Source organism: Halomonas sp. PR-M31 (genome assembly GCF_001039575.1).
Taxonomy (GTDB): Bacteria; Pseudomonadota; Gammaproteobacteria; order Pseudomonadales; family Halomonadaceae; genus Modicisalibacter.
This window is the reverse complement of sequence record NZ_JIBT01000035.1, coordinates 14,838-37,018: the sequence shown is the minus strand read 5'-3', so window position 1 is coordinate 37,018 and position 22,181 is coordinate 14,838. Positions and strand designations below refer to the sequence as shown.

The 22,181-nt window shown below is 58.4% G+C and carries 21 protein-coding genes; 7 read left to right on the top strand and 14 right to left on the bottom strand.

Features of this window, described 5'->3' with window-relative positions; translation table 11 throughout:
- Window positions 1-31: 31 nt before the first annotated feature.
- Both CH74_RS10710 and CH74_RS10705 read right to left on the bottom strand, forming a co-directional pair.
- The gene (locus CH74_RS10710) at window positions 32-628 is read right to left on the bottom strand and encodes an SCO family protein (protein WP_156181483.1); all 597 of its coding nucleotides are present in this window, start codon (window positions 626-628) and stop codon (window positions 32-34) included.
- Window positions 629-633: 5 nt separating this feature from the next.
- Window positions 634-1,140: a hypothetical protein gene (locus CH74_RS10705; RefSeq protein ID WP_048307441.1), complete on the bottom strand. Its 507-nt coding sequence runs from the start codon at window positions 1,138-1,140 to the stop codon at window positions 634-636.
- A gap of 138 nt (window positions 1,141-1,278) precedes the next feature.
- On the opposite strand from CH74_RS10705, the gene CH74_RS10700 reads away from it, so the two are divergent.
- Entirely contained in the window at window positions 1,279-2,193 is a 915-nt protein-coding gene (locus CH74_RS10700) for an AEC family transporter (RefSeq protein ID WP_048307440.1), read from the top strand.
- Window positions 2,194-2,524: 331 nt separating this feature from the next.
- Here the strand turns inward: CH74_RS10700 and CH74_RS10695 are convergent, their stop codons facing one another.
- Window positions 2,525-3,481, bottom strand: a complete 957-nt coding sequence (locus CH74_RS10695; RefSeq protein WP_082140388.1) for a LysR family transcriptional regulator — start codon at window positions 3,479-3,481, stop codon at window positions 2,525-2,527.
- 93 nt (window positions 3,482-3,574) lie between these two features.
- Here CH74_RS10695 and CH74_RS10690 point away from each other — a divergent pair, with 93 nt between their 5' ends.
- A complete protein-coding gene (locus CH74_RS10690) occupies window positions 3,575-4,684 on the top strand; it encodes a DMT family transporter (protein WP_053070721.1) in 1,110 nt (369 codons plus the stop codon).
- On the opposite strand, the gene trmB is transcribed toward CH74_RS10690, so the two are convergent.
- The 4 genes from trmB to CH74_RS10670 form a co-directional block, all read right to left on the bottom strand.
- Complete coding sequence (trmB, locus tag CH74_RS10685; protein WP_048307504.1) at window positions 4,582-5,307, bottom strand: tRNA (guanosine(46)-N7)-methyltransferase TrmB; 726 nt, start codon at window positions 5,305-5,307, stop codon at window positions 4,582-4,584. The two genes, CH74_RS10690 and trmB, sit on opposite strands and share 103 nt — an antisense overlap.
- Before the next feature lie 16 nt (window positions 5,308-5,323).
- Complete coding sequence (locus tag CH74_RS10680) at window positions 5,324-6,121, bottom strand: thiazole synthase (protein WP_048307503.1); 798 nt, start codon at window positions 6,119-6,121, stop codon at window positions 5,324-5,326.
- Window positions 6,122-6,146: 25 nt separating this feature from the next.
- A complete protein-coding gene (gene thiS, locus CH74_RS10675) occupies window positions 6,147-6,347 on the bottom strand; it encodes a sulfur carrier protein ThiS (protein ID WP_048307439.1) in 201 nt (66 codons plus the stop codon).
- 76 nt (window positions 6,348-6,423) lie between these two features.
- Entirely contained in the window at window positions 6,424-7,923 is a 1,500-nt protein-coding gene (locus tag CH74_RS10670) for a sodium:alanine symporter family protein (protein WP_048307438.1), read from the bottom strand.
- 246 nt (window positions 7,924-8,169) lie between these two features.
- Here CH74_RS10670 and CH74_RS10665 point away from each other — a divergent pair, with 246 nt between their 5' ends.
- Window positions 8,170-8,472: a DUF423 domain-containing protein gene (locus tag CH74_RS10665; protein WP_367379112.1), complete on the top strand. Its 303-nt coding sequence runs from the start codon at window positions 8,170-8,172 to the stop codon at window positions 8,470-8,472.
- On the opposite strand, the gene CH74_RS10660 is transcribed toward CH74_RS10665, so the two are convergent.
- Complete coding sequence (locus CH74_RS10660; protein ID WP_048307437.1) at window positions 8,469-8,888, bottom strand: PaaI family thioesterase; 420 nt, start codon at window positions 8,886-8,888, stop codon at window positions 8,469-8,471. The two genes, CH74_RS10665 and CH74_RS10660, sit on opposite strands and share 4 nt — an antisense overlap.
- Window positions 8,889-9,065: 177 nt before the next feature.
- Between CH74_RS10660 and CH74_RS18655 the strand changes: the two genes are divergently transcribed.
- Window positions 9,066-9,380 carry a hypothetical protein gene (locus CH74_RS18655; protein ID WP_172656329.1) on the top strand — a complete coding sequence of 105 codons (315 nt, stop codon included), beginning with the start codon at window positions 9,066-9,068 and terminating at the stop codon, window positions 9,378-9,380.
- Window positions 9,381-9,471: 91 nt separating this feature from the next.
- On the opposite strand, the gene CH74_RS10650 is transcribed toward CH74_RS18655, so the two are convergent.
- Entirely contained in the window at window positions 9,472-11,673 is a 2,202-nt protein-coding gene (locus CH74_RS10650) for a malate synthase G (RefSeq protein ID WP_048307435.1), read from the bottom strand.
- 199 nt (window positions 11,674-11,872) lie between these two features.
- Between CH74_RS10650 and CH74_RS10645 the strand changes: the two genes are divergently transcribed.
- The 3 genes from CH74_RS10645 to CH74_RS10635 are packed head-to-tail and all read left to right on the top strand — an operon-like array spanning window position 11,873 to window position 14,469.
- Window positions 11,873-12,862 carry an alpha/beta hydrolase gene (locus CH74_RS10645; protein ID WP_048307434.1) on the top strand — a complete coding sequence of 330 codons (990 nt, stop codon included), beginning with the start codon at window positions 11,873-11,875 and terminating at the stop codon, window positions 12,860-12,862.
- Entirely contained in the window at window positions 12,859-13,338 is a 480-nt protein-coding gene (locus tag CH74_RS10640) for a hypothetical protein (RefSeq protein WP_048307433.1), read from the top strand. The genes CH74_RS10645 and CH74_RS10640 overlap by 4 nt, the downstream gene beginning before the upstream one ends.
- A gap of 21 nt (window positions 13,339-13,359) precedes the next feature.
- Complete coding sequence (locus CH74_RS10635; RefSeq protein WP_048307432.1) at window positions 13,360-14,469, top strand: histidinol-phosphate transaminase; 1,110 nt, start codon at window positions 13,360-13,362, stop codon at window positions 14,467-14,469.
- Window positions 14,470-14,516: 47 nt separating this feature from the next.
- On the opposite strand, the gene CH74_RS10630 is transcribed toward CH74_RS10635, so the two are convergent.
- The 5 genes from CH74_RS10630 to CH74_RS10610 form a co-directional block, all read right to left on the bottom strand.
- On the bottom strand, window positions 14,517-15,557 hold the full coding sequence (locus CH74_RS10630; RefSeq protein WP_048307431.1) for a sodium:calcium antiporter: 1,041 nt from the start codon (window positions 15,555-15,557) through the stop codon (window positions 14,517-14,519).
- On the bottom strand, window positions 15,557-17,080 hold the full coding sequence (locus CH74_RS10625) for a YifB family Mg chelatase-like AAA ATPase (protein WP_048307430.1): 1,524 nt from the start codon (window positions 17,078-17,080) through the stop codon (window positions 15,557-15,559). The genes CH74_RS10630 and CH74_RS10625 overlap by 1 nt, the downstream gene beginning before the upstream one ends.
- Before the next feature lie 48 nt (window positions 17,081-17,128).
- Window positions 17,129-19,627 (bottom strand): bifunctional diguanylate cyclase/phosphodiesterase, encoded by a 2,499-nt coding sequence (locus tag CH74_RS17780; RefSeq protein ID WP_053070720.1) that lies wholly within the window; start codon window positions 19,625-19,627, stop codon window positions 17,129-17,131.
- 15 nt (window positions 19,628-19,642) lie between these two features.
- The gene (locus CH74_RS10615) at window positions 19,643-20,689 is read right to left on the bottom strand and encodes a spermidine/putrescine ABC transporter substrate-binding protein (RefSeq protein ID WP_048307429.1); all 1,047 of its coding nucleotides are present in this window, start codon (window positions 20,687-20,689) and stop codon (window positions 19,643-19,645) included.
- Window positions 20,690-20,985: 296 nt separating this feature from the next.
- Window positions 20,986-22,023 carry a spermidine/putrescine ABC transporter substrate-binding protein gene (locus tag CH74_RS10610; protein WP_216594751.1) on the bottom strand — a complete coding sequence of 346 codons (1,038 nt, stop codon included), beginning with the start codon at window positions 22,021-22,023 and terminating at the stop codon, window positions 20,986-20,988.
- Between the last annotated feature and the right edge of the window lie 158 nt (window positions 22,024-22,181).

Here is a 22,181-nt window from a genome sequence, read left to right as displayed (position 1 = left end):
GTTGATAACCAAGTTAGGCAACGTCGTACAGTCAGCTTTCGCTGAATACCTGTTCCAGGGCACTGGTCAACGCTTGGGGCACCGGTGAATAGACGACCTGCTTGAGTATGTCGCCCTCGTTGTCGATGATGAACAGCGATGCACTATGATCGACGGTATACCCCATTGCCGAATCCCCGGCATCCACCTTGCGCCAGAACACGCCGTAGCGCTCGGCAATGTCCTCTAGCTGCTCCTGGTTGCCGGTGGCGCCAATGAAGTCTGATCCAAAAAAGCCCATGTACTCTTTCAGGCGTTCGATATCGTCCCGCTCCGGGTCCACCGAAATCATCACCGGCACCACACGTTTGCGCTCGCTTTCATCAAGACGCGCCAAGGTTTGACGCATGACCGAAAGGCTCAATGGGCAGACATCCGGGCAATGGGTATAGCCAAACGCCAGCACTGCCACCTGATCGTCCTCGAGATCGCTTAATGAGAACTCGCCTTGGGTGGATGCCAGAGTGATCGGCCCTCCGCTCGGCGTTTCGTAGCCGTCTTCGTTCAGTCGCTGTAACCAGATCAGCGTGAGTGCGATGATCAGTGCAACGGCACTCAGTGCCATGCCCAGGCGCTGCCCTCGACTCATCCTGCTCATCCCGACCTCCGCTGTATTTCGATATCGAACCAGCTTCCCAGGCGTCGTCCCTTAGCACCCTCGATCAGCACTCTGATGCGCCAGGGCATGACCTCACGCGTGCAGACCCCAAACTGACCGAGCCCACGAAAATGCCCGTCGCCAATGGCTTCAAGCACGAATCGATTGAGCCCCATGTCCATACCACGTCCCTCGAATTCCACCAGGACACGCTCGGCCTCGATATCCTGTAGTCGTACATCGATGGCCAGCGGCTCCAGAGGTACAATCTTGTTGCGTTCCAGTGCCAAACGCAATTTACCATGCTCGCCCAGTTGAACATCACAACCACTGCGATGAAGGTCACAGGATGTCTTGGCTGGGTACCATGCGATATCCTTGCCGCTGCTGCGTAGCGTCTCGTCGAGAACATACCAGGTGGCAAAGGCAATGATGATCAGCGTGGCGATCATCAACACCTGCCGCAGCGGAAAGTGCACGCGATCATCGATACGATGGTGCATGGTAATAACAAGAATCCTGGATCATTGAATGAAAATCGATCTTATCAGTCCTTGTCGCCATGAAGTGCATGCCCCGATGTCGCAGGGCAGTGCTGTCAGCGCACTGAATAACAGAGCGATGGATAGCAAGGCGATATCATGAGCGCCATCGACGACGCCCTTGGCCCGCTGTTTCTATTGATACTGCTCGGTGCGATTTTCGGCTGGCGCCGCTGGCCCGGCGACGCCTTCTGGCCACACCTCGAACGCCTGATCTATTTTGTACTCTTCCCCGCCATGCTGTTGGCAACCCTGGCGACGACGGATGTGTCCCAGGTGCCCACGGCGCGCTTAGGGGTGACGCTGCTGGGCAGCATGGCCATGTTCGCCGCTCTGCTGTGGATCTTGCGCGCTCGGCTCGACCTCGATGCCGCCGCCTTCACCTCGGTTTTTCAAGGAGCGCTACGTTTCAATACCTATGTTGGCGTCGCTGGGGCAGCCGCTCTGCACGGCAACGCCGGCGCAACGACAGCGGCGGTTGCGGTGGCTCTGATGGTGCCGGTGGTCAATGTGCTTTGTGTAGCAAGCTTCGTCGCTGCAGGTACCCTCGGGCCGTCGAGTGTTACCAAGAGTCTGTCGGCGCTTTTACGCAATCCGTTGATACTGGCCTGTCTTGGGGGCATTGCCTTGAACCTCAGCGGGATTGGCCTTCCTGGCTGGAGCGAAAAGACCGTCTCGCTACTGGGGCGTGCCGCCTTGCCATTGGGCCTTGTGACCGTGGGCGTAGCGCTTCGTCCTCAGGCACTGATGCGCCTGGATGCAGGTGTATGGACCGCCAATCTGACCAAATTGATGTTGATGCCCGCCTTGGTACTGGCCCTCTCCCTGGTACTCGGTCTCGATCCAGTCAGTCGTGATATCGCCCTGCTGTTCGCTGCCCTGCCTACGGCAACCTCGGCCTACATCCTGGCGCGACAGCTTGGCGGCGATGCGGAATTGATGGCGGCGTTGATCACCGGTCAGACCTTGCTGGCAATGCTTACTCTGCCCCTATGGCTGACCCTGGCGGGGTAATTCCAAAGTAAATAAAAAAGATTCGCATTTCTCTTGACGCATCAAATGAGAATGATTATCTTGACGGTGTGGCGTTCGCCAGACGCCACTTTCCATAGCAGAGAAGGCTGATCAAGTATCGATTTCCCTGTCATGGTTATCTCCTCATCAAGCTAGTCACGGTCTTATGGTCGCCCACCCGGGCGACCTTTTTTTATTCCATAAGCCTGAATCCTGTCATCAAGCTGCTCTTGATCACACCGTCTTATGGTCGCCCGCCAGGATGCTTTTTTATCCTATAAACCTGAATCCTGCCATCAGGCTGCTCTTGATCACAGTGTAGTGATAAGGATCAATTACGCCGGTCCCCTGAGGCGCCACCCCGAATGGCAAAGGCGCTATTGTCCGCCCGCTCACCGGGCCAGGGTGCGCGCTGGTGAAAGCGCTCTCGTAGCAGCGCCGCCAGAGCTTCGACGGCGGGCCGCGAGTCCTTAGCAATATGACGCCCGAAATAGAGCTTGGCTTCGCCGCCGATCAATGGTGGCAGGCTGTCGCTTTCATCCAGTACCCGCATCGCCGGGGTCAGACGCTGACGATCGAGAATACCGATGGCAAGCCCGGCCTCCACTGCCGTCTCCAGGGCGTGAATGCTGGTACAGGTGAACACGGCATACCAGGAGCGCCCCACTGCTTCCAGCGCTTCGAGCCCAAGGGCGCGGTAGGGGCAATTCACCGGATGCAGGGCCAGCGGCAAGGGCTGTTCGACATCGATCCGCGCCTCCCGGGCGGCGGCCCATACCGGTGCGGTACGCCACATGGGCTCGCCTCCCCGCAAGCGATTCTGGCGATCGAGCAATACCGCCAAGGCCAGCTCGCCGCGCTCGAGCAGATGGGTAAGCTCGCCGCTGGTCGCGGTGACCGCCTCGAGCAATACATCCGGGTGGGTTGCCAGAAACTCCGGAAGTACCTGTCCTACCAGTTCGCGGGCGTAGTCTTCCGGCAATCCGAAACGCACTTTGCCGCTTAGACCACGTCCGGTAAAACGCGCAAGCAAATTGTCATGCTGACGCAAAAGCTCTCGTGCCTCACGCAGCAATGTTTCCCCGGTAGGAGTGGGGCTGACGCCACGAGCACCACGAATCAATAACCGCGTGCCCAAGCGCTCTTCCAGACGCTTGATCTGCATGCTGATGGCACTGACGGTACGGTGGCGCTGATCCGCCGCTGCGGCCAAGGTGCCTTGCTGGGTCACGATCACGAAACTGCGCAATGACTCAAGATCCAACGCGCCTAACGAGACTTCAGACATATTGAAGGCTCCCTCTAATAAATGTCGATTTCTTGAACACTTTATAAGGTCCAGACTTGCCTCGCCATCATTCATCAGCGAGGGAGGCTGTTCATGTCAGACACTTATCGGCGCGAGCGGCATCTCGCCTTGCCGACACCGTCCATCAAGTGGCCATTGACCAGTGCCGTCGTGGCCATCGGGTTTGTGCTGTGCTGGAGCAGTGGCTTTGTCGGTAGCCGTCTGGCGGTGGGAGTGGACACGCCACCGGTGGCACTCTATGCCTGGCGTTTTGCCCTGGCGACGGTATTGGCAGGCCTGTGGTGGCTGTTCAACACGCTGCGTCATGGCGGCGAAACCGTCGGCTGGCGCGCCCTGACTCGGGAAGCAACGTGCGGCAGCCTGACCATGGGGGTCTATCTGCTGGCCATGTTACTGGGCATTCAGCAGGGTGTGAGCGCAGGAGTGGCAGCACTGATCGGCGCCCTTCAGCCTCTTTTCGCAGCGGCGCTGGCCGCCCTGTGGCTGCGCGAGATGAGCTCCCGCGCTCAGTGGCTGGGCATGTTGGTGGCGACCCTGGGCGCCGGTCTTTGCGTGCTGGACGATGCCCAGGGCATGGGCGGCGCAACGCCCTGGGCCTATCTACTGCCGGTATTGGCGGTGGGCGCGGTGACCCTGGGCAGTCTGATGACGCCTAGGCCCGGCGAGCGCAGCCTGTCCCTGCCGGCGCGTCTGACCGTGCAGCTGGCCACCACCACCGTCCTGTTCTTTGTCGCCGCCGGGCTTTACGAGGGCGGTGATCTGGCGCCACCGACACCGACCCTGAACAATGCCTTGATCATCGCTTTCCTGGTGATTCTGGCGAGTTTCGGCGGTTACGGCTTTTTCGTGAAGGGGCTTTCGCACTTCGGAGTGACACGGCTCTCGACGCTGATCTACCTGACGCCGGCAGTGACCATGGGCTGGGCGGCGCTGATGTTCGGCGAGCTGCCCGGACTGCTGGGGCTTGCGGGTATGGCGGTGGTGGCCCTAGGCGTGCTGCAGACGCTGCGCGCTCGCCCACACAACCGCAGTGGCGCCAACATTCGTGCGCCTCGACGCGAAGCCACGGCACCCGAGGCTTATGTCGCTCGAGCGAAAATCAAATCCCAGACGCCATGGCCAAGCCGCTCACCTCGGGCTTCGAACTTGGTCAATGGGCGGAATTCGGGCCGTGATACATAAGGAGCCGTCTGTGCCTCGGCGGTATTGCGATAGCTCGGGGCACGTTCCATTACCTCCGCCATGTACTCCGCGTAGGCTTCCCAGTCCGTTGCCATATGCAGCACACCGCCAACTTTCAGTCGTGTGCGCACCAGCTCGGTAAAGGTCGGCTGAACGATGCGTCGCTTATGATGCTTCTTCTTCGGCCAGGGATCGGGGAAGAACAGTTGCACCGCATCCAGGCTGGTCTCTGGCAAGCAGCGGGACAACACTTCCAGCGCATCGTCGCGATATACCCGAAGATTGGTCAGGCCGCGCTTATCCGCCTCGTCGAGCAGCTTGCCGACCCCGGGTGCATGCACCTCGATACCGATGAAATCCGTGTCGGGATGCGCTTCGGCCTGTTCGATCAAGGAACTTCCCATGCCGAAACCAATCTCCACGATCCGTGGGTTTCCTGAGCGACCAAAGAGTCTATCCAGATCCTGCCGCCCTTCCTCGACGCTCAGCCCCCAACGCGGCCAGGCCTCTTCCAGGCCGCGGGTCTGGGCGGCGGTCATGCGCCCGGCGCGCAACACATAGCTCTTTACGCCCCGCTTCGGTCGCGGGTTCGGATCGTCGGCGGCCTGCGCCTCTTCATTCATGGAACGCTCTTCTGGCTCAAGCATTGATACGCCCAGCCATAGGAGATGACGCCTCGGCACGCTGCCGGCGTGGCATGCGACCGGCGAGAAACGCCTCTCGCCCCGCCTCGATGGCTTTCTTCATGGCCCCGGCCATGACGATGGGCTGGCGAGAATGGGCGATTGCGGAATTCATCAGCACGCCGGAGCAGCCCATTTCCATGGCCAGGGCCGCGTCCGAGGCGGTCCCGATACCCGCATCCACCAGAATCGGCACCTCCGCATTCTCGAGAATGATGGCCAGGGTGTGCGGATTGAGCAGGCCATTGCCGGAGCCTATCAAGGAGCCCAGCGGCATGACCGCGCAGCAGCCGATCTTCTCGAGCTCCTTGGCCACGATCGGATCGTCGCTGGTATAGGCCATGACATCGAAGCCATCGCGAATTAGTTCTTCCGCGGCCTTCAAGGTCTCCACCACGTTAGGATAGAGGGTGCTGTCCTCGGCCAGCACTTCGAGCTTGACCAGATTGTGACCATCGAGCAGCTCACGAGCCAACTTGCAGGTGCGCACCGCTTCTCGTGCGTTGTAGCAGCCGGCGGTATTAGGCAGCAGGGTATAACGCTCCGGCGGGATGGCCTCGAGCAGACTCGGCTCGTTCGCGTCCTGGCCAAGATTGGTACGACGTACGGCAAAGGTCACCACCTCGGTGCCGCTGGCGGCGATGGCGGCCTTGGCCTCGTCGTAATCCTTGTAGCGCCCGGTCCCCACCAGCAAACGCGAGGTGAACTTGCGCCCGGCGACATGCCAGGGCTGATCGATTGTTTGTACGGACATGATGCCCCCCGTGATATGACGGCGCTCAACCGCCGCCAATAGCATGAACGATTTCAACACGATCGCCGTCGCTCAGGTTGAGCGCGGCATGCTGACTGCGGGGCACGATCTCTTCATTGACCTCGACGGCAATGCGCCGACCCGCAAGACCAAGAGATTCGATCAGCTCGCTGACCGTGGACCCGCCTTCGAACGCTTGAGGCTCACCGTTGAGCTGAATTTGCATGACGACCTCCGCACAGACTGCAGATGGATGAATTTGCACCAGACGCGCCCGCTAAATTGCGGGCGCTAGTGTAGCGTCAAACCTTGCTGTCGGCACTTTTCTGGTTCGGCGGCCAAACGTTCGAGTCGACCAGCTCGGGTTTCTTCATCACCTTGGGATCAAAGACCGGCTCGTCGTTTCCTTCCCGGCGCTGGCGCTCATAGTCTTTGAGCAACCGCAGGCCGGTTGAAGAGAGCAACAAGATAGCGATCAGGTTGGTAGTGGCCATCAATCCCATGGAAAGATCGGCAAAGTTCCATACGAAGGTCAGCTGTGCCACCGCCCCGATCATCACCATGATCAGAACGACACAGCGCAGCGTATAGTCGGCTTTGCGCGCATGGCCGCGAAACAGATACTCGATGTTGACCGCGGAGAAGGAATAGTTGGCCAGCACCGAGGTATAGGCAAAGAACAAGATGATGATGGCAATGAAGACTTCACCAAAGTAGCCAAGATGATCGACCATGGCGTCCTGGGTCAGCTTGATACCCTCAATGGAAGCGCCGGGTGAATTGCTGAGCAGGGTGTCATAAACCCCGGACATCAGGATCACCACTGCGGTGCAGCTGCAGATCAAGAGCGTATCCACGAACACCCCAAAGGACTGTACCAGCCCCTGGGCGGCGGGATGCTTGACGCTGGCCTGAGCGGCGGCGTTGGGGGCCGAGCCCATGCCGGCCTCGTTGGAGAACAGACCGCGCTTGATGCCGTTCTCCATGGCCACCTTGATCGAATAGCCCACCGCGCCGCCGACCGCCGGGCCGTAGCCGAAGGCGCTTTTGACGATCAACGCCAGCATGTCCGGCACGGCGGTGATGTTGGTGATCAGAATCCACAGTGCCACCAGCAGATAGGCAATGGCCATACCCGGCACGATCTTTTCCGCGACTCGCGCCACGGATTTCAGGCCACCGAAGATGACGATCGCCACCAGCACCACCAATACCAATCCGGTGATCCAGTTGGGCACGCCAAAGGCACCGTTCATCGCCTGGGCGATGGTATTGGACTGGGCCGCATTGAAGGCAAGCCCGTAGGCGATGATCAAGAAGACCGCAAACAGCGCACCCAGCCAGCGCCAGCCCAGGCCCCGCTCGATGTAATAGGCTGGGCCGCCACGAAATACGCCGTCTTCGTTGTCGTGCTTATAAAGCTGTGCCAGGGCCGACTCGATGAACGCGGTGGCAAACCCCACCAGCGCCGTAATCCACATCCAGAAAATAGCCCCGGGCCCACCGATCCATAGTGCAAGAGCTACCCCAGCCAGATTGCCGGTGCCCAGGCGTGCCGCAAGCGACGTGGCAAAGGCCTGAAAGCCGCTTACCCCTTCACCGGCTCCCCGAGCGGTAAAGGTCACCTTGGCCATGTGTCCGAATAGCCTGAACTGCATGCCTCGGGTCATGACAGTGAAGAAAAGCCCGGTACCCAGCAGCAGATACACCAGGATGTAGCTCCAGATGAAATCGCTCACCGGGTTCATGACCGCATAGATACCATCACGCAATGGCTCGATGAATGAGAAAAGAGCTTCCATGGCATTATTCTCCTGACTATTTCTTGGGCCCGGCCCAAAGGATAGCGGCGGGAACGGCAGCGCGAAACACCGTCAATAAAATGTTTTTATTGACGGGCGCTTGGTTGATGAACCCAGAATGGACATTCACGGAAAAAGAAGGAGGAATTACGCTATGCAAGAGCGCCTTGTCTGGGTCATCACCGCGCTAAGTGGTTTCATTTTGGTGATGGCCGGCGCTTCGGCGCTCACGGCCTGGAAGGGCATGTGAGCGAACGCTTGCTGGCAGCTTTCGAGACAGGAGTGCGCTATCAGGCCTGGCATACCCTGGCGATTCTTGCAGTGCTGATCTGGCGTCAGCAGCAGCCGTTACGCGGCCAGAAACTTATCATGGGGCTATGGGGGGCGGGCATACTGTTGTTTTCCGGCTCGCTGTACCTGATGACTTTGACCGGCATTCGCGCGCTGGGCATGATCACTCCCATCGGCGGCGTCCTGTTCCTGGCGGGCTGGTTGATGCTTGCCATCACTGCCTGGCGAAATCAGCATAAGCAAAGCGGTGAGCGCTAATTTTCGTCTTGATCAGGTAGCACATAGGTCGCCGTCACGATGGCAACCGGATCGTCATCCCCTGCCGAAAACAGCTCGACCTCACCTACTGCCAAGCGCCGCCCTAGCTTGATTACCCGCGCATTGGCGATCAAATCGCGATCGCCTCGAGCGCGGCGCAGAAAATGACAGTTGAGATCCGTGGTCACCGCCATGGGCTCGGGGCCGATCTGAGCCAGTATCGCCACATACAGGCACACATCCGCCAATCCCATCATGCTTGGTCCGGAAACACAGGCACCGGGTCGTAGATGCTCGTCCTCGATGGCCAGGCTCATGGTGGCCCGCATCTCATGCACGCCTTCAATGGTGCCCTGACGATGAGGAAAGACCTCATCCAGAAAATCCTCGATGGCGGCGGCGGTCATCACGGTCATCAACGCTCTCCACGCAATACGAACTCAGGCCGTCACGATAGCGTAACCGGTGGGCCCGGCACAGCCTTGCGCCATGAAACAACCTTGCCTCGAATCAACGCAATGCCTTGTTCATTCGTTCACACGAGCTCGGCTATACTCAATTATCCTCACAAAAAACACGGACATCTGAAATTTATGATTCGATTTTCAAGCACTATAGCCATCCTAGCTCTTGTTTCACTACTGAGCCTGTCAGTTCAGGCCCAGGAAGATTCATCGTCCAATACGTCAAAGCCAGCGCCCACGGAAGACACCAAGAAGATGAAGCAGGCGTTAGAAGAGCCGACCCCGGTGGAAGACGGCGCCAAGCAGGCACCGGGCGGCAAAGCCAAACCGGAAGAGAACTGGTTTGGCTGCGATCCGGATGAAAACAAACAAGAGCAGTCCTGTGACCGACAAAATGATGCCGACGAGAAAGAAAAGGGAGATGACAAAAAGACGTCGTCCTGACCCTGCAAAACGTTGTCATCTACATGCAAAAGGCTTCGCCGAGTTGGGCGAAGCCTTTTGTTTATACGACGCAATATGCGATGCGCTGAGTTTACTTGGCCTTCTCCACCGCTCGCCAATAGTGCAGTAGCGGTTCGGTATAGCCGGAAGGCTGTTCGCGACCCTTGAAGATCAGATCCGATGCCGCCTGGAAAGCGGTTGAATCCTTCAGATGCGACGTCATCGGCGTGTAGGCCGGATCGCCTTCGTTCTGCTTGTCGACCACCTGGGCCATGCGCTCCAGCGTCTTTCTGACCTGATCTTCGCTGATCACCCCATGATAGAGCCAGTTGGCGATGTGCTGGCTGGAAATACGCAGCGTAGCCCGGTCTTCCATCAAGCCTACGTCGTGAATGTCCGGCACCTTGGAACAGCCTACCCCGTGCTCCACCCAGCGCACCACATAGCCAAGGATACCCTGGCAGTTGTTGTCGAGTTCCTGTTGAATTTCTTCTGCGGACCAGTCGGCCTTCTCGACCACCGGTATGGTGAGCAGGTCATCGAGCAGATCGACCGCGCCCTGATCTTTCAGCTCATGCTGCACGGCGTTGACATCGATCTGATGATAATGCAAGGCATGCAGCACCGCTGCGGTCGGTGACGGTACCCAGGCGGTGTTCGCCCCGGCCTTCGGATGACCGATCTTCTGCTCGAGCATGGCGGCCATCAAACCCGGCATCGCCCACATGCCCTTGCCAATCTGAGCGCGGCCTCGCAGGCCACAGTCAAGACCGACCAGGACGTTGTTACGCTCATAGGCACCGATCCAGGCTGCCCCTTTCATATCGCCCTTGCGCAGCATGGGACCGGCTTCCATGGTGCTGTGCATTTCGTCCCCGGTGCGATCCAGGAAGCCGGTATTGATGAATACGACCCGGCTCGCGGCCTCGTTGATACACGCTTTGAGGTTGACGGACGTGCGTCGCTCCTCGTCCATGATGCCCATCTTGAGGGTGTTGCGCGGCAGACTCAGCAGATCTTCGATCCCCTCGAACAGCGTGTTGGAGAAGGCGACTTCCTTGGGGCCATGCATCTTGGGCTTGACGATATAGACCGAGCCGGTGCGGCTATTATGCGTCTGGCCCTGGACCTGACCGTCCCCTCCCAATATGCGCGTCTTCTTCAGATCGTGCATGGCGATCAGACTGGTAAGGATGCCGTCGAGCAACCCTTCCGGCACTTCATTACCCGCTTCGTCGAGAATGGCAGGATTGGTCATCAAATGACCAACGTTACGCACGAACATTAGCGAACGCCCGGGCAAGTCAAGCTCGCTGCCGTCTGGGCGCAGGTAGTGACGATCCTCATTCAGGCGGCGGGTATGGCTCTTGTCGCCCTTATCGATCTTTTGCTCCAGATCGCCTCGCATCAACCCCAGCCAGTTGCGATACACACCCACCTTGTCTTCGGCGTCTACCGCTGCCACGGAATCTTCGCAGTCCATGATAGTGGTAATGGCGGCCTCGATTAGAATGTCCTTGAGGTGCGCCGCATCGGTCTTGCCAATGGGATGCTCAGCATCGAACTGAAGCTCCAGATGCAGACCGTGCTGGGTCAGCAGGATCGCGTCAGGCTTGTCAGCATCCCCCTGATAGCCGATTAGCTGATCCGGGCGCTCGAGCCCGGTTTCACGGCCATCTTCCAGGGTAACGACAAGCTGACCATCGCGCAGCATGTAGCGCACCGCATCGCGATGAGACGCGCTGGAAAGCGGCGCCGCCTGATCGAGCACGTTACGGGCATAGGCGATGACCTTGGCGCCCCGCTTGGGATTGTAGTCACTGCCAATTTCCGCACCGTCTTCTTCGCTGATGGCATCGGTGCCATAAAGAGCATCGTACAAGCTGCCCCAACGGGCATTGGCGGCATTCAGCGCGTAGCGGGCGTTGCTGACCGGAACGACGAGCTGCGGCCCCGCCTGAATCGTGATCTCATCGTCCACGTTGGCGGTGCTTGCTTCGACCTTGGCGGGGGCATCCACCAGATAGCCGATCTTTTTTAGGAAGGCGCGATAGGCAGCCAGATCGCGAACCGGACCGGGATTTTCCCGATGCCAGGTATCGAGCTCCTGCTGCAGACGCTCGCGCTCTTCCAAGAGCTCACGATTACGTGGTGCCAAATCATGGATCAGAGCATCGACGCCGGTCCAGAAAGTATCGGCGTCCACACCGGTACCGGGCAGGGCTTCATCGCTGATGAAGCGATCGAGTTCAGGGGCCACCTGGAGACGATGGCGGGAGATGCGGTCAGACATGAAAAACACTCCTGCTGCGCTGCTATCGCCTGCTAACCAGCGATAGGCAAATTCGTTATGACAAAGACGCCTATGAAAATGACGCCCATATGTTACCTGAAAGCGAACTTGAGGTGTGCTTCACTTGACCAATGACGTAGAAGGACTTTCGTTTTCGTGATGAATTCAGGCTAGCATGGAGGCGTAAAGGGAGCACTCGATGATCGATTTCACACCATTGCAAGCCTTCGGCCCCTTGGCCTCCATTGCTGAACCCCACTCTTCGTCATTGATTCACTATCTTGATCACTATCAGCTGACACCGTTGCTGCGCGACAGTGTGGGCTTTTATGCAGGCTTCGTCGATACTGAACAGTATCGCCTGTGGACGCAGCTATGGTCGCCGCCGGAGCCTCACGGTACGGCCTTCGTCGTGCACGGCTATTTCGATCATCTGGGGCTTTATCGCCACCTGCTGGAATGCCTGCTAGCCCGGGGCCTACGGGTCGTGCTGTGGGATCTTCCCGGCCATGGCCTGTCCAGCGGCGCTCGGGCAACCATCGACGATTTTCAGGAGTATGGCATTTGTCTGCAGGCTTTGCAGCGCCATCTCCTGCTGGAGGATCTAGCACCCAAGCCCTGGATCGGCATTGGTCAAAGCACTGGCGCTGCGATTCTAGCCACGGATGCTCTGGCTCAAGGCACGGACGCGCCCTGGCAAGCGCTGGTGCTGCTAGCGCCTCTCGTGCGCCCTTGGGGCTGGAATCAAACGAACTGGCTGCACTGGCTGGCAAGTCCTTTCATCGGCTCCATCCCCCGTACCTACCGGCCCAACTCGACGGACACGGAGTTCGTTGCATTCCTGAAAGAGAGCGATCCGCTTCAGACGGATCGGCTCACCTTGAGCTGGGTCAGTGCCATGCGCCGCTGGATGACGCATCTGCTAGCGCTGCCCGCAAGCAACGTTCCGGTACTGATTCTGCAAGGAGAACAGGACCTGACCGTGGACTGGCAATGGAATCTTGATGTGCTGAAAGGCAAGTTTCCCGCGGCAGAGGTGCATTATCACCCTGATGCACGCCATCATCTGGTCAACGAAACCGATAGCATTCGCGAAACGCTTTTCGCTGAATTGAACGACTTCCTGACCAGGATCGAACAGGAACCTCATTTCTCTTCTTCCGGAACCCATCACCCTGCCTCGCCATGACGACCAAACCACTATGCTGTGTATTACTGATCGGTATGCTTGCAGGTTGCGCAAGCGCGCCCCAGACCCCGCCCCAGCGTCAGGCGCTATATGGCCTGGGTGAGCGTGCCGCCCAGACCATCGTCGAAAAACCCGACTGGTCCGCGGAGGATATCGTGCTGCTTTTGGCGCGACCGGATATCGACATGAGCCTGGAAGTCGACACCGAATATTTTCGTGAAACCCTGACCCGGGCTCTGCTGGCCCAGCATGAAGGGCCTCAGGTGCTCAACTGGGTGCCTTCCATGGCGGATGCCTCGACGCCGGACAACCAGTGGCTGCTGAAAACCCATTTGCTGGCCCAGGGGCCAGTGCTGACGCTCTCGGATCGCGAGCTACGCCCCTATCGCCTGGAGCTGGCTCTATACAGACCCGGTAGTGCGACACCGCGCTGGCGCTGGGACATCGATGGTGCGCTGGATATCAGCGCGCTGTAGCTTTCACGTTTAGGAGTCATTATGCCCCGCTATGCACGCCACCTTTATCGTGATGGGCCCCACAACCCTTTTCCCGGCCTCAAGGCGCTGGAACGACGACTGGGCAGGGAAATACCGCATCGACTGGGGTCCAACGAAGGGTTGGACATGCCTCATCAGGCGTTATCCCAGCGCTTTGGCGATGAAGTGGCGACGCTGGCACGCAGTTACAGCGATGCGGAAGCGTTTGGCCTACGCCAACGCCTGGCGACGCTTCTGGATATTCCTCTAGACACGCTGCTGGTGGATGCTGGCGCCGATAGCCTTATCGCTCTGGCGCTTAGGGCGACATGCGAACCAGACAATGTGGTGATCGCCAGTGCCGGCACCTACCCGACCTTCGGTTATTTTGCCGTCGGCCAAGGCTGCGACCTGCAGGAAGTTCCTTATCAGAACAGACCAGGGGTGCTGGCACCGAATCTCGCCGCCTTGGCCAAAGCCGCCAACCGCCATCACGCTCGGCTGGTTTACCTGGCCAATCCGGATAATCCCGGCGGTCATCTGCATGAGGATCAAGCCATTGCCGCCTTGCGCCAGTCGCTGCCGGAAGATTGCACGCTACTGCTGGACGAGGCCTATTTCGATTTTCGTTCGGACGCCTCGACGCCCAGCAGCACCGCGGTCTGGCCCGGCGTAATCCGAGTACGCACCTTCTCCAAGGCCCACGGCCTTGCCGGACTGCGTATCGGCTACGCGATCGCCGCGCCTGAATGCCTTGAAATGCTGCAGAAAGTAAGGATTCACTACGCCGTATCGTCCCTTGCCCAGGCGGCTGCGGAGACGGTGCTTGACCATGCCGATGAGGTTCAGGCCCATATTGCCGCCGTCATCGATCGCCGAGAGCGTCTGACGGCCTGGCTACGGGAGCTGGGCGGCGATGTACCGGACAGCGCCACCAACTTTGTCGCCCTGCGCATGCCAAGCGCGGATCTTGCCGCTTGTGTGCATGCCGAACTGCTCGACGCCGGCACCCTGGTTCATCGACCGCCTCACCCGGCGCTGGGCCATGTGCTGCGCATCAGCACTCTGGAAGATGCGCTGAAGCCGGAGCGCTTGAATGCCTTGGAAAAAGCCCTGCAAGGCGCTTTCTGAAGATCCGAGCGAGCCCAATTCGCGGTGCTTCATGCAACACCTGCCTGCTAACCGCCGTTGTAGAACACCATCACCACCCCGGCCACATAGCAGGCGATGATCGCCACACTCTCGAAACCGATACGTCCAGGCCCCTGTTCCTCGCGGCGTATCAGCCCCATGATCAACACCCCGGTCATGAGTAGCGACAAGGCAACCCACAAGGTGACGGAGTCCGGCACCGCGTGATAGATAGAACCGCCACGATAGGCGATGTCCGAGGCCGCGGCAAACAGCGTATCGAAGGCGTTGCCACCAATGATACCGGCCACTGCCAGGGTCAGGGCACCACGGCGCACGGCGGCAATCGTGGTAACAAGCTCGGGTAGCGAAGTGGCTACGGAGGTCAACAACACCCCTACCGCCGCCTGACCGAGCCCTGTCTGCTCGGCGATCACCGAGGCGCTACGCTCCAGCACGAAGCCTGAAATCCCCAGTACCGCGGCCAATAGCGCGAAGATCAGCCACAGCGTGATCAAAGGCTGCTGCAGGGCCTGCTCATCCGGCTCGTCGACCTTGGTTTCTCGAGTGCGGGATGGTCGCCACATGGGATTGGCCTGGGCCTTGCCGACCAGATGCAGCCCATACACATAGCCGATGAACAGAAGCGGCGTGATCGGATGAACGTTCCAGATCGTGACTTCCGGCGAGAAGCGTCCAATCAGCAGCAGCGCCAGCATGCACAAGAGCAGCGACCCCTGCATGAGATTGCCGATAGAGGCCGCCGCATGTTCAAGATTGGCGCGCTTGTAGGCAATATCCGCCGCGGTCAGAAACAGGGTCTGCACCGCGATGCCGCCGAGGGCGTTACTCATGGCAAGCTCAGGCTGATCCCGCAGCGCCGCGCTCACGGACAGCACGATGCCGGAAAGCGAGGTTGCCATTCCCATCAACACGGCGCCAGCGATAGCCTCACCGAGGCCGGTACGATCAGCCAGATCATCGACGATATGCGCCAGACGGGTACCGACCACGCCGATCACGGCGGCAAACACCAGGAACAGGCCAATAGCAAACGTCAGAGACATTTCATTCAGCAGTGACAGCATCAAATACTCTCTTGGGTTTTTGAGGCTGCACTAATACCGCGTAAACGATCCAGCTGTCGATAACCTATGGCTTCCATCAGATGTGCTCGAGTGGGACGCGACTCGTCCGCCAGGTCCGCCAGGGTCAGTGCAACCCGCAGCACGCGGTGATAGGCCCGGGCCGAAAGCTTGAGCCGGGTCAGAACATCCGCCAACCAGAGGCGCTCGTCACTGCCAAGAGCGCAGACCGCTTCCAGCTCCCGCCCTGGCAAGCGTGCATTGAGCGCACCTCGAGCTTGTTGGCGCTGGCGTGCGGCAAGTACGCGTTCGCGCACCACCGCCGAGCTTTCGCCGGTCGTGGGCGCTGTCAACTGATCCGCCGGAAGCGCCGGCACTTCCACCTGCAGGTCGATACGATCGAGCAAGGGGCCGGATAGTCGGGACTGATAGCGCTGTATCTGCGTCTGGGTACAGACGCAGTCCTGGCGCGGATCGCCAAGATGACCACAAGGGCAGGGGTTCATGGCCGCAACCAGTTGAAAGTTTGCGGGAAAGCAGCGCTGGTGGCTGGCTCGGGCAATATGAATGCGCCCGGATTCCAGCGGTTCCCGCATCACTTCCAGCACGCTGCGATCGAACTGGGGCAGTTCATCAAGAAAAAGTACACCCTGGTGAGCCAGCGAAATCTCGCCGGGCCTTGGTTTTGAGCCACCGCCCACCAAAGCCACGCCGCTGGCAGTATGATGCGGGGAACGGAAGGGTCTTTCTCCCCAACGTTCGAGCAACCCCAGCCCACAGACCGAACGGATTGCTGCAACCTCGAGCGCCTCCTCATGTGAGAGCGGCGGCAGAATGCCTGGCAAGCGGCTGGCCAGCATGGTCTTGCCGGTGCCGGGTGGGCCAGCAAACAGCAGATTGTGCCCGCCTGCCGCCGCGACTTCCAGCGCACGGCGCGCCTGATACTGACCGCGCACGTCGGCAAGATCTTCGCTTGTGCTATCCGGTAACGCCGGTATAGCGAGTCGGTGAGGTGGGATGACGTCGTGTCCGAGCAAATGCGCCACCACCTGACCCAAGTGCTCCGCGGGCAGTACCGCAAGATCGCCGGCCAGGGCGGCCTCATTGGCATTGCTCCCTGGCAGCAGCAATCGCCGTCCGGCTTTCTGAGTAGCCAGCGCAACGGGCAAGGCGCCGTTGATCGATCGCAGCCGCCCGTCCAAAGCCAATTCGCCCAGGCATTCGAGTCCTTCCAGCGCGGATACGGGTATCTGTTCGGAGGCCACCAGAATCCCCAGAGCGATGGGCAGATCGAAGCGCCCGCCCTCCTTAGGTAGATCCGCCGGGGCCAGATTGACAGTGATGCGCCGGGTGGTGGGAAAATCGAATCCGGCATTGAGCAGGGCGCTGCGCACCCGCTCACGGCTTTCCCGCACCGCGGTTTCCGGCAGCCCTACCAGGGTCAGGCCGGGCAACCCATTTGAGAGATGCACTTCGACCAGTACTTCCGGCGCTTCGAGGCCCAATCCTGCGCGCGTGGTAACGATGCTAACGCCATATGCATTCCCTAATCTTGTTTTATTGGATGAGTGACGTTATAGAACGTCCGATGACATTCCCATCGATGCAGCAAACGTTTCATTGGCGATGCCATTTTTCAACAGCCTGGCCATTTCGGATGCGGGTAGGGGTCGACTCAATAGATAGCCTTGAAGCTGATCGCACCCTTCCTGGGTAAGCCGTATTGCCTGCTCCCGAGTTTCGACGCCCTCTGCGGTCGCCTTGAGCCCCAGACTTCTGGCGATGAACAAAATGGCCGATACGATTGCCGCATCCTGCGGGTCCGTCAGCATGCCCTGCACGAAACTCTTGTCGATCTTGAGTTTACCGATGGGTAGCCCGCGTAGAAGGCTCAGCGATGAGTAGCCGGTGCCGAAATCGTCCAAAGAGATGGTAATGCTTTTACGCTGCATTGCACTCAAGTGCTCGATGACATCAGCATTGACCTTCATCAAGGTGGTTTCGGTGATTTCCAATTCAAGGAATTCCGCCTTGAGCCGGGTATTGGCCAGCACCCGGTCAACGATAAAGGGAAGCTCCTGACGCTGCAGTTGAATACCAGAAACGTTTACCGAAACGGTTATTTGAGGAAGCCCTGCCGCCGTCCAGGCGCTGATCTGGCGACAGGCCTCGTGCAGCACCCACTCCCCGATCGGCAGGATCAGACCACAATCTTCGGCCACGGGAATGAACTGATCCGGTGCAATGATGCCGTGATCGGGATCGTTCCAGCGCAGCAGGGCTTCGACCCCGGTTATATCACCGGTTCCGGTTTGTATCTGGGGCTGGTAATAGAGCTCGAATTCGTTGTTCGAAAGCGCTCGTCGCAAGCGGCTCTCCAGGGACAAGAGCTCTGTGGTCACCAGGTTCTGGGAAGCGGAATAGAACTGGAAGTTGTGACGCCCTTGTTCCTTGGCATGGTACATGGCGGCGTCCGCGTACTTGACCAGGTCATTCACCTCTGCGCCGTCGCTTGGGAATAGCGAAATACCGATGCTGGTACCGATACATAGCTCATGACCATCCAGATAGACCGGATCCTTTATCGCCTTGAGTATACGAGTCGCGGTCTTTGCTGCGTCTTTCGGGCTCTTGATGTTGGGTAACAGGATGATGAATTCATCGCCCCCTAGGCGAGCGATCACCTCGGAGGTATTCGGATACGCCTCATGGTAGATGAAGTCTTCCAGGCGAAGCACCATCGATAGCCGCGCCGCCATCTCCTTCAGCAGCTGATCGCCTACCTGATGCCCCAAGGTATCGTTGATGCGCTTGAAGTTGTCCAGATCGAGAAACAGGATCGCCATTTGTGTATCTTCGCGGCGGGCAAGGGCGACCATGTGCTGCAGATACTCATGAAACATGAGCCGATTGGGCAGGCCGGTCAGGCTGTCATGGTACGCCAGACGCTCGATCTTGTGCCGTGACGTTTGTAGATGTCGTCCCATTTCCTGAAAGCTCAACGCCAGCTGGCCCAGCTCGTCGTTGGAAGACAAGGCAATTCTCGGCGTCAGGTTGCCGCTACCAATTTCGCGAACCGCGCGCATCAGCTGTTTCAAGGGTCGCACCATGAGCAGGTTCATGGCGATCAGCAGGGCGACAATCATTAGCACGACGGTACCAAAGACGATCCAGACGATGACCTTCTCCAGACGCTGGCTCTCCCCTAGCAGTTCCGATTCCGGCAGTACACCGATCAGCAGCAGATCCTCATGCAATCGACGGGTAGCCACCAGACCCGGCTCGTCTTGATAGGCGGCATTCAACAGCCGCTTACTGCCATCCGCGCTCCAGGCTTTCTCCAACAGTTGCGCCGCAAGCTGCTTGCCTATCTGAGAAGGATCTTGATGGAACAGGATCTCGCCTTGCTTGTTGACGATGAGCGTATGACCGTTTTCACCGATCCGACTGGCCGTCATCTGTTCCGTCATGAAGTCCAGGGTCATGGTGACGATTAGATAACCACGAAGCGTAGGTCTGGCACTCAGAGGATCTTCCATCGCTAGGTTGATCAGCCTGATCGGCCGTGCAACCTGCATTGACGCCCCATCGACATCAGGCCGAATGGAAACGCGGCTCATCGTCGTGCCTTCAAATCGAGAAAGGGCCTTGAAGAAAGGTGTCTCACCCTCCTCCTCCATGGCGTTGGGTATTGGCTTCAGGGTGGCGCGGGCATCCTCGTACCCGTCTGGCAGCAAAAAACGAATTTCCGTGTAATCCGGGTACGCTCGTAGATAGCTGGTAAAAAGCTTCAACAGTGAGGGAAGCATCAATACATAACGCTCCTCCTCGTCCTTCGTCAGGGCATAGGAGCGCATCAGAGAAGCATCGGCAAACAGCTGGATGTTGGCCTCGGCAACGTCCTGATGCATCTGGAAGCTGCGTGCCAGCTGATCCATCACCGTCGTCATCTGGCTCGAACTGCGCTCGATCCCCGAGGAGCGCAGTTGATCATAGGCAAGCCATCCCAGCACCAGCAGCGGGATGACGGCTAGCGGGACGACGACCATCAGGACCTTGGCATGTAAGCGCATGAATTGAGTCCAGACTCAGTAAACGAGCCGCGAAAAAATCGCTGCTCGGTTTTTTTGCGTTCGAGCAGGCAGATGTCGATAGGTTTCCGACTTTTCCAACGCCTTTTCGCTCGGATAGATGACCGGATCATTTTTGAACGCTGCCGGCAACAGTTCTTCAGCGGCCCGGTTGGGCGTGGCGTAATAGAGATACTGCGCAAGGCGTGCGGCGATCTCAGGCTCGTTGAGAAAATTGATGAACTCCTTGGCGGCAGCCTTCTCCGTGGAAGCACTGAGAATACTCAAATAGTCGACCCAGATGTTGCTGCCCTCTTTGGGGAGCACGAAGGCGATGTTGTCGTTGTACTCCTGCACCGCCATGGCATCACCGTTGTACATCATGCTCATGACCACCTGACCGTTCACCAAGGCAGAGTTTTCATTGAAGGAAACGTATTGGTAAGTGGTGACTGCGGGCGTCTGGGCTTGCAGCAATGCCTCCGCCTCTGCAAGCTCTTTCGGCTCGGTGCTGTTGAGGGAGTACCCCAGCGCCTTGAGTGCCGCCCCGATCAGATCTCTGGGATCATTGATCATGCTCACCTTGCCGTACAGCGCCTCCGAGGGTTGTAACAGATCCATCCAGCTCGAAACGGTGAAGGGAACCAGATCCTGACGGTAGGCGATACCGAGGGTGCCCCAGAAATAAGGCACGCTATACGTCTCGGCTTCCTCATGGGTTGTACGCCAGCGTGGAGCGATATGCTTCAGGTTGGGAATCGTCGTTTCATCAATGGGCTCGAGCCAGCCGCGTTTGGCCAGAATCTGAATTGACGTGCCGTCGACAGTCGTTATATCGAAGCCTCTACCCTCGGTCTCGATTAAAATCTCGTCCCGAGCGGCATCGGACACAAAATGGGTTTGCTTCACCCTGATGCCGGTACGCCGTTCGAACTCCTCGAGAATCTCCGGATCCATGTAATCCCCCCAGTTGAGGAATACCAGCTCCGTTGGCTCCGACGCCTGGGCGGAAAGCGCGACCGCAAACAGAGAAGGCGCCATCCATGTGATGTTGTATTTGTTCATCGTGTTAGCACCTGTCGCTCATCCGCGAAAGTCGCATGCTCTAGCTCGTCCCTCGGCGCTAGAATCTATTCAGTCTTTTTAGCATGAAGCTCATCAAGAAACCGGTGCTGATCAGTTGAGTCGAACAAGCCCTGAAACGATAGCGAATGCCTCTGAGATCTAATACTCGTTTATTTGTCGGAATATCAGATGAATCGGCCTATCGGGATAAAGCTTTAGTGGCACCGATGAGCAAGTTCGCTGTTTTTTCAGATCCGGCGTTCAGTCGAAGAACACTAGAACGCTTGATTCCCAGCTTAGTAGACGATGCGGGAGAAGATCGCAGAGCGCCGTTTCTGTGTTCTGGCGGGCAGGCGATGATAGGTCTCTGAATTTTCCAATGCCTCAGCGCTTGGGTAGATGATCGGATCCTGCTTGAACTCTGTCGACAAGAGTTCTTCCGCGGCTCGATTGGGCGTCGCGTAATAAATATATTGCGCGTTTCGTGCCGCAATTTCCGGCTCATTGAGAAAATTGATGAACCGTTTGGCGGCGGCTTTTTCCGTCGAGGCATTGAGAACGCCCAAATAGTCAGCCCAGACATTTCCCCCCTCCTTGGGAAGCGCGAAGACAATATTGTCGTTGTACTGTTGCAACATCCGGGTATCGCCGCTGTACATCATGCTCATGGCCACTTCACCGGACACTAGCGCGGAGTCGTCGCCTATGGATAGATAGCGGTAGGTCTTGACTGCGGGTGCCTGAGCCTGGAGCAGCGCCTCAGCTTCATTGAGTTCTTGCACGTCGGTACTGTTGAGCGAGTACCCAAGCGCCTTGAGCGCCGCGCCGATGAGCTCCGAGCTATCGCCAATCATGGTTATCTTGCCTTTGAGCGCCTCAATGGGTCGCATCAGGTCCATCCAACTGGTGACGGTGAAGGGAACGAGATCCTTACGATAAATGATCCCCACTGAGCCCCAGGAATAAGGCACGCCATAGGTATTGGCTTCTTCATAGGCCGTGCGCCAGCTTGGAGCGATATGCTTCAGGTTGGGAACATCGGTTGCATCCAGCGGCTCGAGCCAGCCGCGCTTGGCCATAACACGAATCGAGGCGCCGCTGATGAGTACCACATCGAAGCCCTTGCCCTTGGTCTCGAGCAGGAGTTCATTGCGGGCGCTATCGGAATCGAAATAGCTTGGTTTCACCCTGATGCCGGTGCGCTGTTCGAATTCGGTTAGGATTGCCGGGTCCATGTAATCCGGCCAGTTGAAAAACAACAGCTCCGTTGAATTCGCCTGTACAGGCGATCCAGCAATCAGCAGAGAAAGCGCCACCCATGAAGCTTTATTCATGTTCGTACCGGTTTTGTACTTATGCATGGTCATGAAGCACGCAGTTGTTTGCGCGAATATCAAATAGATCGGCGAACAAGAATAAAGCTTGAATGGCATCGATAAGGGAAAACGGCAACCTTCGGCGATCGAAGGTTGCCTTTCGCGTTATGGGCTGG

What these genes read in the sequence shown, in the direction of transcription:
- CH74_RS10710 (WP_156181483.1), bottom strand. Translation starts at nt 628, where the DNA reads ATGAGTCGAGGGCAGCGCCTGGGCATGGCACTGAGTGCCGTTGCACTG.
- CH74_RS10705 (WP_048307441.1), bottom strand. Translation starts at nt 1,140, where the DNA reads ATGCACCATCGTATCGATGATCGCGTGCACTTTCCGCTGCGGCAGGTG.
- CH74_RS10700 (WP_048307440.1), top strand. Translation starts at nt 1,279, where the DNA reads ATGAGCGCCATCGACGACGCCCTTGGCCCGCTGTTTCTATTGATACTG.
- CH74_RS10695 (WP_082140388.1), bottom strand. Translation starts at nt 3,481, where the DNA reads ATGTCTGAAGTCTCGTTAGGCGCGTTGGATCTTGAGTCATTGCGCAGT.
- CH74_RS10690 (WP_053070721.1), top strand. Translation starts at nt 3,575, where the DNA reads ATGTCAGACACTTATCGGCGCGAGCGGCATCTCGCCTTGCCGACACCG.
- trmB (WP_048307504.1), bottom strand. Translation starts at nt 5,307, where the DNA reads ATGAATGAAGAGGCGCAGGCCGCCGACGATCCGAACCCGCGACCGAAG.
- CH74_RS10680 (WP_048307503.1), bottom strand. Translation starts at nt 6,121, where the DNA reads ATGTCCGTACAAACAATCGATCAGCCCTGGCATGTCGCCGGGCGCAAG.
- thiS (WP_048307439.1), bottom strand. Translation starts at nt 6,347, where the DNA reads ATGCAAATTCAGCTCAACGGTGAGCCTCAAGCGTTCGAAGGCGGGTCC.
- CH74_RS10670 (WP_048307438.1), bottom strand. Translation starts at nt 7,923, where the DNA reads ATGGAAGCTCTTTTCTCATTCATCGAGCCATTGCGTGATGGTATCTAT.
- CH74_RS10660 (WP_048307437.1), bottom strand. Translation starts at nt 8,888, where the DNA reads ATGACCGTGATGACCGCCGCCGCCATCGAGGATTTTCTGGATGAGGTC.
- CH74_RS18655 (WP_172656329.1), top strand. Translation starts at nt 9,066, where the DNA reads ATGATTCGATTTTCAAGCACTATAGCCATCCTAGCTCTTGTTTCACTA.
- CH74_RS10650 (WP_048307435.1), bottom strand. Translation starts at nt 11,673, where the DNA reads ATGTCTGACCGCATCTCCCGCCATCGTCTCCAGGTGGCCCCTGAACTC.
- CH74_RS10645 (WP_048307434.1), top strand. Translation starts at nt 11,873, where the DNA reads ATGATCGATTTCACACCATTGCAAGCCTTCGGCCCCTTGGCCTCCATT.
- CH74_RS10640 (WP_048307433.1), top strand. Translation starts at nt 12,859, where the DNA reads ATGACGACCAAACCACTATGCTGTGTATTACTGATCGGTATGCTTGCA.
- CH74_RS10635 (WP_048307432.1), top strand. Translation starts at nt 13,360, where the DNA reads ATGCCCCGCTATGCACGCCACCTTTATCGTGATGGGCCCCACAACCCT.
- CH74_RS10630 (WP_048307431.1), bottom strand. Translation starts at nt 15,557, where the DNA reads ATGCTGTCACTGCTGAATGAAATGTCTCTGACGTTTGCTATTGGCCTG.
- CH74_RS17780 (WP_053070720.1), bottom strand. Translation starts at nt 19,627, where the DNA reads ATGCGCTTACATGCCAAGGTCCTGATGGTCGTCGTCCCGCTAGCCGTC.
- CH74_RS10615 (WP_048307429.1), bottom strand. Translation starts at nt 20,689, where the DNA reads ATGAACAAATACAACATCACATGGATGGCGCCTTCTCTGTTTGCGGTC.
- CH74_RS10610 (WP_216594751.1), bottom strand. Translation starts at nt 22,023, where the DNA reads ATGAATAAAGCTTCATGGGTGGCGCTTTCTCTGCTGATTGCTGGATCG.